This window comes from Salegentibacter haimaensis (assembly GCF_054121495.1).
Window position 1 is genome coordinate 119,766 of sequence record NZ_JBSYGH010000011.1, and the last position, 12,477, is coordinate 132,242.

The 12,477-nt window shown below is 41.0% G+C and carries 11 protein-coding genes and 1 pseudogene; 6 read left to right on the forward strand and 6 right to left on the reverse strand.

Annotation, left to right across the window (positions count from 1 at the left end):
- Positions 1-37: 37 nt before the first annotated feature.
- Together ACW6QP_RS11630 and ACW6QP_RS11635 are read right to left on the reverse strand one after the other, a co-directional pair.
- Complete coding sequence (locus tag ACW6QP_RS11630; protein ID WP_457911042.1) at positions 38-991, reverse strand: transketolase family protein; 954 nt, start codon at positions 989-991, stop codon at positions 38-40.
- A 102-nt stretch (positions 992-1,093) separates the two neighbouring features.
- Positions 1,094-1,951 (reverse strand): annotated as a pseudogene (locus ACW6QP_RS11635) (transketolase); the annotation flags it as partial.
- Between the two features lie 239 nt (positions 1,952-2,190).
- Between ACW6QP_RS11635 and tgt the strand changes: the two are divergent.
- The 6 genes from tgt to ACW6QP_RS11665 all read left to right on the forward strand — a co-directional run bounded on the left by tgt (position 2,191) and on the right by ACW6QP_RS11665 (position 8,903).
- Entirely contained in the window at positions 2,191-3,321 is a 1,131-nt protein-coding gene (tgt, locus tag ACW6QP_RS11640) for a tRNA guanosine(34) transglycosylase Tgt (protein WP_457911043.1), read from the forward strand.
- Between the two features lie 3 nt (positions 3,322-3,324).
- Positions 3,325-4,401 carry an LptF/LptG family permease gene (locus tag ACW6QP_RS11645; protein ID WP_457911044.1) on the forward strand — a complete coding sequence of 359 codons (1,077 nt, stop codon included), beginning with the start codon at positions 3,325-3,327 and terminating at the stop codon, positions 4,399-4,401.
- Positions 4,402-4,501: 100 nt separating this feature from the next.
- Positions 4,502-5,455, forward strand: coding sequence for an acetyl-CoA carboxylase carboxyltransferase subunit alpha (locus ACW6QP_RS11650; protein ID WP_457911045.1), 954 nt, complete (start codon positions 4,502-4,504; stop codon positions 5,453-5,455).
- A gap of 168 nt (positions 5,456-5,623) precedes the next feature.
- The gene (dnaB, locus tag ACW6QP_RS11655) at positions 5,624-7,183 is read left to right on the forward strand and encodes a replicative DNA helicase (protein WP_457911046.1); all 1,560 of its coding nucleotides are present in this window, start codon (positions 5,624-5,626) and stop codon (positions 7,181-7,183) included.
- On the forward strand, positions 7,155-8,477 hold the full coding sequence (locus ACW6QP_RS11660) for an asparagine synthetase B (protein ID WP_457911047.1): 1,323 nt from the start codon (positions 7,155-7,157) through the stop codon (positions 8,475-8,477). The genes dnaB and ACW6QP_RS11660 overlap by 29 nt, the downstream gene beginning before the upstream one ends.
- Before the next feature lie 3 nt (positions 8,478-8,480).
- Complete coding sequence (locus ACW6QP_RS11665; protein ID WP_457911048.1) at positions 8,481-8,903, forward strand: secondary thiamine-phosphate synthase enzyme YjbQ; 423 nt, start codon at positions 8,481-8,483, stop codon at positions 8,901-8,903.
- Between the two features lie 52 nt (positions 8,904-8,955).
- On the opposite strand, the gene rplT is transcribed toward ACW6QP_RS11665, so the two are convergent.
- The 4 genes from rplT to thrS all read right to left on the reverse strand — a co-directional run bounded on the left by rplT (position 8,956) and on the right by thrS (position 12,178).
- Complete coding sequence (gene rplT / locus ACW6QP_RS11670; RefSeq protein WP_457911049.1) at positions 8,956-9,300, reverse strand: 50S ribosomal protein L20; 345 nt, start codon at positions 9,298-9,300, stop codon at positions 8,956-8,958.
- A 123-nt stretch (positions 9,301-9,423) separates the two neighbouring features.
- Positions 9,424-9,621 (reverse strand): 50S ribosomal protein L35, encoded by a 198-nt coding sequence (gene rpmI / locus ACW6QP_RS11675; RefSeq protein ID WP_457911050.1) that lies wholly within the window; start codon positions 9,619-9,621, stop codon positions 9,424-9,426.
- Positions 9,622-9,656: 35 nt separating this feature from the next.
- Positions 9,657-10,172 (reverse strand): translation initiation factor IF-3, encoded by a 516-nt coding sequence (infC, locus tag ACW6QP_RS11680; RefSeq protein ID WP_457911054.1) that lies wholly within the window; start codon positions 10,170-10,172, stop codon positions 9,657-9,659.
- A gap of 59 nt (positions 10,173-10,231) precedes the next feature.
- Positions 10,232-12,178 (reverse strand): threonine--tRNA ligase, encoded by a 1,947-nt coding sequence (gene thrS, locus ACW6QP_RS11685; RefSeq protein WP_457911051.1) that lies wholly within the window; start codon positions 12,176-12,178, stop codon positions 10,232-10,234.
- Positions 12,179-12,477: the final 299 nt, after the last annotated feature.

The window sequence follows — 12,477 nt, forward strand, 5'->3', positions numbered from 1 at the left end:
TTTCCTGAAAGGCTTTTATGAATTTGCTAAGAGAATTTTATTTACGTTTTAAAACTTTCTCTGCGGCCTTAATTATTGCGGCTGCATTTAGCCCGTATTTTTCCATTAATTGTTCGGGAGTTCCGCTTTCGCCAAAAGTATCCTGGGTAGCTACGAATTCCTGAGGGGCCGGGTGATTTTGACTAAGAGTGCGGGCAACGCTTTCTCCAAGTCCACCAAGAAAGTTATGCTCTTCAGCAGTAACCACGCATCCGGTTTTCTTTACCGAAGCGATAATAGCTTCTTCATCTAAAGGTTTAATGGTGTGAATATTAATCACTTCAGCAGAAATACCTTTTTCGGCCAGCTCATCGGCAGCCTGAATGGCTTCCCATACTAAATGACCTGTAGCGATTATAGTAACATCGTTTCCTTCATATAAATGAACCGCCTTCCCAATTTCAAATTTTTGATCTTCGGCAGTGAAATTGGCTACTTTAGGTCTGCCAAAACGAAGGTAAACCGGGCCGTCGTGATCGGCGATGGCTATAGTGGCAGCTTTGGTTTGATTGTAATCGCAGGTATTGATCACAGTCATTCCCGGAAGCATCTTCATAAGACCTATGTCTTCCAGGATTTGGTGGGTAGCACCATCTTCTCCCAGAGTTACCCCGGCGTGAGAAGCGCAAATCTTTACATTTTTCCCTGAATAAGCCACACTTTGGCGAATCTGGTCGTAAACTCTTCCGGTAGAAAAGTTGGCAAAGGTTCCGGTGAATGGAATTTTTCCGCCAATGGTCATTCCCGCAGCCATTCCTATCATATTGGCTTCAGCAATCCCTACCTGAAAAAATCTTTCGGGATGATTAGCCTTGAAATCGTCCATTTTTAAAGAACCGGTTAGGTCGGCACAAAGGGCTACCACATTCTCATTGGTTTTCCCAAGTTCGGTAAGCCCATCTCCAAAACCAGAGCGGGTATCTTTTTTTCCTGAATCTGTATATTTTTTCATTCTAAATTTTATTGTCATTTCCGCGAAGGCGGAAAACTGTATTTTTTTATCCATTCCCCTTAGAAACAAATTCCTCCCGCCAGGGGAGGCCAGGAGGGGCCTTTAATAATCTCCTAAAGTTTCTTTGTTTTGAGCAAGGGCATTTTCTAACTGCTCATCGTTAGGCGCTTTTCCGTGCCAGGCGTGAGTGTGCATCATAAAGTCTACCCCGTGACCCATTATCGTATTTAGAAGGATACAAACAGGTTTGTCTTTTCCGGTTAGACTTTTTGCTTCTTCAAGCCCGTCGATCACCTGTTGCATATCATTTCCATCTTCTACTTCAAGCACAGTCCAGCCAAAGGCTTCAAATTTCTTGCGAAGGTTGCCCAGCGGAAGTACGGTTTCGGTGCTCCCGTCTATCTGTTGGCCGTTGAGGTCTACAGTAGCAATAAGGTTGTCAATTTTATTCCCGGCAGCATACATAATAGCTTCCCAGTTTTGACCTTCCTGCAATTCCCCGTCTCCGTGAAGGGAAAATACAAGATGCTTATCCTTGTTAAGTTTTTTAGCCTGAGCAGCGCCCACAGCTACTGAAAGTCCCTGACCTAATGAACCTGAAGCAATTCTAATTCCCGGAAGCCCCTCGTGGGTGGTTGGGTGTCCCTGAAGCCTGGAATCGATAAGCCTGAAGCTGTTAAGCTCATCTACCGGGAAATAGCCTGTACGGGCCAGAACGCTATAATAAACCGGAGAAATATGACCGTTTGATAAGAAGAAAAGATCTTCATCCTTTCCATTCATATCAAAGTTTTCCGGGTCGTGTTTCATCACCACCTTATAAAGAGCGGTAAAGAATTCGGTGCAACCAAGGGAGCCTCCGGGGTGACCCGAATTTACCTTGTGTACCTGCCTTAAAATATCCCGGCGAACCTGGGTGGCAAAATCCTGTAATTCTGTGATGTTTGGCATTCTAAAAGTTGTGTTGTTTTTATAATTGTCGCAAAAATAGGTTTTTAAATAGCTTTGTCAAAGCATACAGACTTCAGTTATTAACTATTGAACAAGACTAACTAACATTTTAAAAGCCGGCTTTCTTTCTATTGGAGTTTAGTTATTTATCTTTGCCGGGATTTAATCACCTACGGAAGTAAATTTTCCCGTGAATAAAATTTTAGAAATGCTTCTTCCGAAGCTTTCGGAAACCATTATTTTCTTATATGAAGTTTGACTTATTAACTACCGATGCCGGTAGCAAAGCCAGAGCCGGAACCATCACCACCGATCACGGCCAGATAGAAACCCCAATTTTTATGCCCGTGGGCACCGTAGCCTCGGTAAAAGGAGTACACCAAAAAGAATTAAAGGAAGAGGTAAATCCCGATATTATTCTGGGAAATACCTATCATTTATACTTAAGACCCCAAACCGAAATTTTAAGAAAAGCGGGAGGCCTTCATAAATTTATGAATTGGGACCGCAATATTTTAACCGATAGTGGAGGCTACCAGGTATATTCTCTCTCGGCGCGAAGAAAAATTCGCGAGGAAGGGGTGAAATTCAAATCTCATATAGATGGTTCTTTTCACACTTTCACTCCTGAAAATGTGATGGAAATTCAGCGAACTATCGGTGCCGATATCATTATGGCTTTCGATGAGTGTACGCCTTATCCCTGCGATTACAGGTATGCCAAGCGTTCTATGCATATGACGCATCGCTGGCTGGATCGCTGTATTACGCATTTTGAGAAAACCGGGCCCTTGTATGGCTATGAGCAAACGCTTTTTCCGATAGTGCAGGGAAGTACCTATAAAGATCTTCGGAGAGAATCGGCAGAGTATATCGCTTCAGCCGGAGCAGCCGGGAATGCCATAGGCGGACTCTCGGTAGGTGAACCGGCCGAAGAAATGTACGCGATGACCGAGGTGGTCACCGAAATTCTTCCGCAGGATAAACCCCGGTATTTAATGGGAGTGGGAACACCAATTAATATACTTGAAAATATCGCCCTGGGCGTGGATATGTTCGATTGTGTGATGCCTACCAGAAATGCCAGAAACGGCATGTTATTTACTGCACACGGAACCATAAATATTAAAAACAAAAAGTGGGAAGATGATTTCTCTCCCATAGACGAAATGGGGATTACTTACGTAGATACCTATTATACCAAAGCTTATTTAAAGCACCTGTTTAGCGTAAATGAAATGCTTGGCAAGCAAATTGCTACCATTCATAACCTTGGCTTTTATATGTGGTTGGTTCGTGAGGCCAGAAAACATATCTTAGCCGGTGACTTCGCTTCCTGGAAGCAAACTATGGTTAGACAAATGGATAAACGTCTTTAAAATTTGAAAATTCTCGATTGGTATATTCTTAAACGCTACCTGGGCACCTTTGTGCTTATGCTGTTGTTGTTTATACCTATTGGAATTACCATTAATCTGGCTGAAAAGATCGATAAAATTCTGGAGAATGAAGTGCCATTTATTGAAGTGGCTAAATATTATCTGGATTTTACGATTTACTTCGCTAACCTGCTTTTTCCCCTGTTTCTGTTTCTATCGGTGATTTGGTTTACTTCCAAATTGGCGAATAATACAGAAATTGTTGCTTTTCTAAGTAGTGGGGTTTCCTTTTACCGTTTTCTCAGGCCATATTTAATAGGTGCTACCATAGTATGTTTATTAGCCCTGGGTTTAAGTATGTATTTAGCGCCTTCGGCTTCGAGGGGTTTTAATGAGTTTAAATATGAGTACTTAAAAAAAGGAGCCCAAACCCAGGAAACCAGTGATGTTTACCGGCAGGTTAACGATAACGAATATATTTATGCCAGTCATTTTCAACCAATGACTAAAACGGCGAGAAACTTCACCCTGGAACATTTTGAAGGCAATGAGCTTAAATTTAAAATCAGCGCGTCAAGGCTTCGTTTTAACGATAAAGATTCTACCTATACCTTAAGCAATTTCGATAAAAGAGTTGTGGGGGAAGATGAAGATGAAATTTTTCATAAAAATACCATAGACACCATTCTACCCTTTGATTTTGATGAATTAACTCCTGAAAACTATATCGCTGAAACCCTTAATTACACCGAATTAAACGAATTTATTGAAAAAGAACGCAAACGCGGCTCGGGTAATATCAACCGGTATTTGGTAGTGGCTTATAAGCGATGGAGTATTCCAGTCTCGGCATTTATTCTAACCATAATCGCAGTGGCGGTTTCTTCGGTAAAACGAAGAGGAGGGATGGGGGTAAACCTTGCTTTAGGAATAACCCTGGCCTTTGTGTTTATCTTTTTTGACAAGGTTTTTGGCACTATGGCCGAGCAATCTTCATTCTCTCCACTTATAGCGGTTTGGTTCCCTAATATAACTTTTGGGATTCTGGCGGTATTTCTACTCTATAAAGCGAAGCGTTAAAAGCCAAATCGGTTTAAATTTATTGCTGATTTATGGGAATTCTTCCCTTTAAAGTTTGCTATATTTGTAAGCTAATTAATAACCCCCATAACTGCTTATTATGGAATATTTGGATTTTGAATTACCCATTAAAGAGTTAGAAGAGCAATACAAAAAAGCCTGCAATATAGGAGAGGAGAGCGAAGTTGATGTAACGGCTACCTGCAAGCAAATAGAAAAGAAACTTACCGAAAAGAAGAAGGAAATCTATAAAAACCTTACCGCCTGGCAACGGGTACAACTTTCCCGTCACCCCGACAGGCCCTATACTTTAGATTATATTAAAGCGATTTGCGGCGATACCTTTTTGGAATTACACGGCGATCGCAATGTAAAAGATGATAAAGCAATGATTGGTGGTCTTGGAAAGATCGAAGATCAAAGCTTTATGTTCATAGGTCAGCAAAAGGGGTATAATACTAAAACCAGGCAGTACAGAAACTTCGGAATGGCAAATCCCGAAGGTTACCGCAAAGCGCTAAGATTAATGAAATCGGCTGAAAAGTTTGGAGTGCCCGTAGTGACAATTATCGATACTCCCGGAGCTTATCCTGGTCTTGAGGCTGAAGAAAGAGGTCAGGGCGAGGCGATAGCCCGTAATATTTTGGAGATGACCAGGCTAAAGGTGCCAATTATCGTGGTGATAATTGGTGAAGGTGCCAGCGGGGGAGCTTTGGGAATTGGAGTAGGAGACAAGGTGTTAATGTTGGAGAACACCTGGTATTCGGTAATTTCTCCTGAATCCTGCTCGTCTATTCTTTGGAGAAGCTGGGAATACAAGGAGCAGGCGGCCGATGCGCTCAAACTTACCGCCAAGGATATGAAGAAACAAAAGCTTATAGATGAGATCGTAAAAGAACCCCTGGGCGGCGCTCACCGCAACCGGGAAGAGACTTTTTCTACGGTAAGTAAGGCGATAGCAGATGCTTATGAGGAGTTTAAAAACTTATCACCAGAAGACCTTATTGAAAAGCGTCAGGAAAAATATTTGAATATGGGTGTGTTTAAAGCTTAATCCCTTTAATACCACAATCCGGAAAAATCCGAAGTAACTTTACTTCGGATTTTTTTGGCCTTATTAACAAGAAAACAGACTTATTAACAGGTAAATTGTTGAAGACCGGTGAATTAACTGCTGCAATTATCTTTAAGACTGTCTTAACATTTTAATTACTTTAGTGCTATGGAAAAAATCACTGCCCCGCAAAGTTTCAGATATAAAAAAGAAAATGTAATTAACCTTGAAAAAGGGAAAATTCCGCCACAAGCAGTTGATTTAGAGGAAGTTGTGTTAGGAGCCCTAATGATCGATAAAAAAGGGGTAGATGAGATCATAGACATCCTCGAGGCCGATGCCTTCTACAAAAATTCCCATAAATTTATTTTCGATGCCATAAAAAAGCTCTTCGAAAATTCGGAAGCTATCGACTTATTAACCGTTTCAAATCAACTTAAGAAAGACGGGAATTTTGAAAAGGTGGGCGGAGATTATTATCTGATTCAGCTTACTCAAAAGGTTTCTTCTTCGGCTCACATAGAGTTTCACGCGAGAATTATTCTTCAGAAATATATTCAGCGAAGCCTTATTAAGATTTCAAATGAGATTATTGAAGAAGCCTACGACGAAAGCACCGATGTGTTTGATTTATTAGACAGTGCCGAATCTAAACTTTACGAGGTTACCCAGGGTAACATCCAGAAATCTACCGAAACTGCTCAAAGTTTAGTGATCCAGGCAAAAAACAGGATTCAGGAAATTTCGAATAAAGAGGGGCTAAGCGGGGTGCCTTCAGGATTTGATAAACTCGATGAGCTTACTTCGGGTTGGCAGCCCAGTGACCTTATCATCGTTGCGGCTCGTCCCGGTATGGGTAAAACGGCCTTAACCCTTTCGATGGCCAGGAATATTTCGGTAGGACAAAATATACCTGTAGCTTTCTTTTCGCTGGAAATGTCTTCGGTACAACTTATCACCCGGTTAATTTCTTCGGAAACAGGTCTTTCTTCCGAAAAATTAAGAACCGGAAATCTCGAAAAACACGAATGGGAACAGCTTAATGTTAAGGTGAAAGATCTTGAAAAAGCTCCTTTATTTATAGACGATACGCCTTCCTTATCGATTTTTGATCTCAGAGCTAAAGCTCGTAGATTGGCCTCTCAACATGGGATTAAACTTATTGTTATTGATTACCTGCAATTAATGACTGCCGGAAGTTCTCAAAAAGGTGGCGGCAACCGGGAGCAGGAAATTTCAACAATTTCGAGAAACCTTAAAGCTCTTGCAAAAGAATTAAATGTTCCGGTTATTGCACTGTCCCAGTTATCACGTGCTGTAGAAACTCGTGGAGGAAGCAAACGCCCCTTACTATCTGACCTTAGGGAATCGGGTGCTATCGAGCAGGATGCCGATATTGTTTCCTTTATCTATCGTCCCGAATATTACAAAATCGATGAATGGGATGATGATGAAAGAACACCAACCCAGGGACAGGGTGAATTTATCGTAGCCAAGCACCGTAACGGTGGTCTGGAGAATATCAGGTTAAAATTCATTGGGCATCTTGGTAAATTTGATAACTTAGAGGAGTTTGATTCTCCCTTCGAGTTTCATTCAAAAATGAACCAGGGTGAAGATGACCAGGGCTTTGGTTCTGGAAATCTACCCAGCCCAAGTGCCGATGAAGCTTTTGGCAGCTCAATGAATTCTGGATTTAATGACGACGATAACGACGTGCCTTTCTAAAATATTTCCCCGTCGCCGCATCTATGGCAGCGGGTTTTTCACTTTCCGACTATTTATTTTTCTCCTGATTTTTGGAGTTTCAGCACAGGCTTCCAATCTCCTGATTCCGATGGATGCAGATACCCAGCGGGACCATCTTAAGGCCTATGGAATTACTTATTTCGCACTTGAAAAAAATCTTGAAGTACGCTGGTTGTTGAATTACCGGGGTGGCGCCTTTCTCATTAGCAATACCGAAGAACTGCGCAGGGAATGCCAGATTAGAGGAGTCTCTTTTGAGGTGATAAGCGATTCCAAAAGCCTCGAAATTCTGGAGGAGATTCAAAGTCCTTCCAAAAATATGGAGAGTGTTAGCCTTGAAAAAGCGCCAAAAATCGCGGTATATACGCCAGGAGATAAAAGACCCTGGGATGATGCGGTAACCCTTGTATTGTCTTATGCTGAAATTCCTTACGAGACTATCTATGATCCACAGGTGCTACAGGATGAATTGGTGCAATATGATTGGTTGCATCTGCATCACGAAGATTTTACCGGTCAATACGGAAAGTTCTACCGTGCATTTCGCACTACTCCCTGGTATATTGAAGAAAAGCGCGAAGCAGAAGAAATGGCAGCTGCCTTAGGCTATTCCAAGGTTTCAGAACAAAAATTGGATGTAGCCTTAAAAATTCGGGATTATGTTGTGGGCGGCGGATTTATGTTTGCGATGTGCAGCGCCACCGATAGCTTTGATATCGCCCTGGCTGCCGAAGGGGTAGATATCGCCGAACCTATGTTTGATGGTGACCCCAGTGAACCTGGCTATCAATCTAAAATAGATTTCAGCAAGACTTTTGCGTTTACCGATTTTGTTCTTGAAAAAAGCCCTATGGAATATGAATTTTCGTCAATAGACATGACAAATCACAGAAATATTCCGAAGGAAAGCGACTATTTCACCCTTATGGATTTTTCGGCCAAGTGGGATGTAGTGCCTACTATGCTCACTCAAAATCATACCCGTTTGGTAAAAGGCTTTATGGGTCAAACCACAGCTTATAAACCTACTCAGATAAAACCCAATATTTTAATTATGGGGGAAAGCAAACTGAATTCTGAAGTAAGATATCTCCACGGAATTAAGGGGAAGGGATTTTTTACCTTTTATGGAGGTCACGACCCGGAAGATTACCAGCATAGAGTAGGGGATCCCAAAACGGAATTGTCATTGCATCCCAACTCCGCGGGATATCGCTTAATTTTGAATAATGTTTTGTTCCCCGCAGCCCGAAAAAAACCACAAAAAACCTGATTTATGAAGTTTTTTCAGCAAGAAATTCAACTCAAGCCAAGAGCCAGGGGCTATCACCTTATTACTTCAGAAGTTCTTAAGGCTATTCCTGAAATTTCAGAAATTAAGCTAGGTTTTCTCCAGGTATTTATAAAACATACATCGGCGTCTTTAGCCATAAATGAGAATGCAGATCCAACGGTGCTTGAGGATTTTGAGAGTCATTTTAATGAAATGGTTCCTGAAAATCAGCCTTACTACAAGCATACTATGGAAGGACCAGATGATATGCCTGCCCATATTAAAGCTGCATTGCTGGGGAGCTCGGTGCAAATCCCGGTAACCAATGGGCACCTAAATTTAGGAACCTGGCAGGGAATTTATTTATGTGAACATCGGGATAATGCCAGCGGAAGAAAATTGGTAGTTAGCGTATATGGACAATAAAAAAATCCGGCCTTGTGAGCCGGATTTTTAAATAAGAGAGTATAAATCTTGTTTATTTTACTTTTTCTACGATTGCTTTAAAAGCAGCAGGATGGTTCATCGCAAGGTCGGCAAGAACCTTACGGTTCAGGCTAATACCATTTGCTTTTACACCTCCCATAAACTGAGAATAAGACATACCGTGTTCACGGGCTGCAGCGTTAATACGCATAATCCACAATGAACGGAAATTACGTTTCTTGGTTTTGCGGTCTCTGTATGCATAAAGCATAGCTTTCTCAACCGCATTTTTAGCTACTGTCCAAACGTTTTTACGACGTCCGAAGTAACCTTTTGCTTGCTTAAGAACCTTTTTTCTTCTGGCTCTCTTCGCAACTGAATTTACTGATCTTGGCATAATTTTAATTGTTTTTGTAGCAGGCGGTCATTTTTGACACTTTTAACTGAAACTTCAAACTGGTTGAAGTGTTGCCCAACTCCAGGGTTTTTTAAATAATTTAAACCGTTAATTGCTTCAGGATTACTTTAAGCGTAATTGAAGTTTAACATTGTCCTTATCTGCTTCATGTACCAAAGTACTGTGAGTAAGGGCCAGCTTACGTTTTTTAGACTTCTTTGTTAAGATGTGACTTTTAAACGCGTGCTTTCTTTTAATTTTACCACTACCGGTAAGCTTAAAACGCTTTTTGGCAGAGGATTTAGTTTTCATTTTAGGCATGTTCTCCTTCTTTTATGATTAACTCTCTTATGCTCTTATTTCGTTTTCTTGGGAGCTATAAACATGGTCATTCTCTTTCCTTCCAGCTTAGGCATTTGTTCAACCTTTCCTAACTCTTCAAGATCCTGAGCAAGTCTCAATAATAAAATTTCTCCCTTATCTTTAAATACAATAGATCTACCTTTAAAAAATACAAAGGCTTTTAGCTTAGCGCCTTCCTTAAGGAATTTCTCTGCATTTCGTTTTTTAAACTCATAGTCGTGATCATCGGTATTGGGACCAAATCGAATTTCCTTAACCACCACTTTACTGGCTTTGGCTTTTAAAGCTTTTTCGCGCTTTTTCTGCTCGTAAAGAAATTTCTTATAGTCCATCACCTTGGCGACAGGCGGGTTGGCATTTGGGGAAATTTCAACCAAATCCAGTTCCTGCTCTTCAGCAATCTCCAGGGCTTTTCTGGTTGGGTAAACCCCCATTTCAACATTATCACCCACTAGCCGAACTTCCTCGGCCCGAATCTTTTTATTAATTCGATGCGGATCTTCCTTAATCTCTCTTAGCGGTCGCTTTGATCTTTTTCTACGTATTGCTATGGCTTATAAAATTTTAATTAAACATTAAACGCTTTAAGCGTCTCTCTTATTTCTTTCTTGATTATTTCGGCAAAGTCATCAGGACTCATTGTTCCCAAATCGCCTTCGCCCCTTTTCCGTACAGAAACTGTACCATCTTTAGCTTCCTGTTCTCCTACAATTAACATATAGGGGAATTTATTCATTTCGGCCTCCCGTATTTTCTTTCCGATGGTTTCATTTCGGTTATCGGCCAGGGCGCGAATTTCGTGATTTTCCAGCAAAGTTAAAACTTTTTGGGAGTATTTTTCATACTTTTCACTGAGAGAGAGCACGATAGCCTGTTCGGGCATTAGCCAAAGCGGAAAATCTCCTGCCGTATGCTCCAGTAAAATAGCTATAAAACGTTCCATACTGCCAAAAGGAGCCCTGTGAATCATCACGGGACGATGGGTTTCGTTGTCACTTCCTTTATAGGTAAGGTCGAAACGTTCAGGAAGATTGTAGTCTACCTGAATGGTACCCAATTGCCAGCTTCTGCCCAGGGCGTCTTTCACCATAAAATCCAGTTTAGGACCATAGAAAGCAGCCTCTCCGGTTTCTACTACATAGTTTAACCCCTTTTCTTTCGCGGCATTAATAATGGCATTTTCAGCCTTATCCCAAACATCATCAGAACCTATATATTTTTCTTTGTTTTCAGGATCTCTGAGAGAAACCTGCGCAGTAAAGTTTTCGAAACCTAAAGAATCGAATACATATAAGGTAAGGTCTATTACTTTTTTAAATTCTTCATCGAGTTGCTCTGCGGTACAAAATATATGAGCATCATCCTGAGTGAATCCGCGAACCCGGGTTAAACCGTGCAATTCTCCACTTTGTTCATAGCGATAAACGGTGCCGAATTCTGCAAATCGCTTCGGTAAATCTCTATAGCTCCAGGATTGCGAGTTGTAAATTTCACAGTGATGAGGGCAGTTCATAGGTTTTAGCAGAAATTCCTCTCCCTCATTAGGGGTATGTATCGGCTGAAAACTATCTTCTCCATATTTGGCATAATGGCCTGAAGTAACATAGAGTTCCTTTTGACCTATATGGGGGCTTACCACCATTTCGTATCCGGCCTTCCTTTGCGCATTTTTCAGGAAGTTTTCCAGTCTTTCCCTTAAAGCGGCACCTTTTGGTAGCCATAATGGAAGACCCTGCCCAACTTTTTGAGAAAAAGTAAATAGCTGAAGTTCTTTTCCGAGCTTCCTGTGATCTCTCTTTTTTGCTTCTTCCAGCAGTTCGAGGTATTCTTTTAAATCTTTTTGCTTCGGAAATGAAATTCCATAAACCCTGGTTAATTGTGGGTTCTTTTCATCTCCTCTCCAATAGGCACCCGCAACACTCATCAGTTTAACTGCTTTTACAATGCCTGTATTGGGAATATGCCCCCCGCGACATAAATCGGTAAAACTTGAATGATCACAGAACGTGATTTCTCCATCTTCCAGATTTTCGATAAGTTCAACCTTAAATGGATTTTCCTGATTTTTATAATACTGAAGGGCATCGGCCTTGGATACTTCTCTTAATTTGAAGTCGTGTTTTTCCCGTGCGATTTCCAGCATTCGCTTTTCAATCTTCGGAAAATCATTTTCAGAAATTTTATGCTCACCAAAATCTATATCGTAATAAAATCCATTTGTGATTGCAGGCCCTATCGTTAGTTTAGACTCGGGGTATAATTCCTCGATAGCCTGAGCCATAATGTGAGAGCTCGAATGCCAGAAGGCTTTTTTGCCTTCATCATCCTGCCAGGTAAAAAGAACGAGATTCCCATCCTGGGTGAGTGGGGTAGATACTTCTACTGTCTCATTATTGTATTTAGCTGAAATTACATTGCGAGCCAAACCCTGGCTAATGCTTTGAGCAACCTCCAAAGGAGTGATGCCGCTTTCGAATTCTTTTATACTTCCGTCGGGTAAACTTACCTTGATCATTCTTAAATAATTTGAAGCGGCAAAGATAAAAGGTTGTTAGGGCTTAAGCAATAGTTAAGGCTTATATTAAGGTATGTTGGTAAAAATAAATTACTCCTTAATAGTATAGGGGGCTGCTTGAAATTAATTTATAAAAAAAATAATCTAAGCAACTGGTTTAGGTTGAGGCTGCTGCAAATTAAATTTATATTTTCATTAAATAAATTCACTTTCCCTCTTGCTCAACTCAAAACTAGGCGTATCTTTGCATCCGCTTTCAGGGATAACGGGAGTTAAGCTGTAGGCGGGAGTTCTTAGAA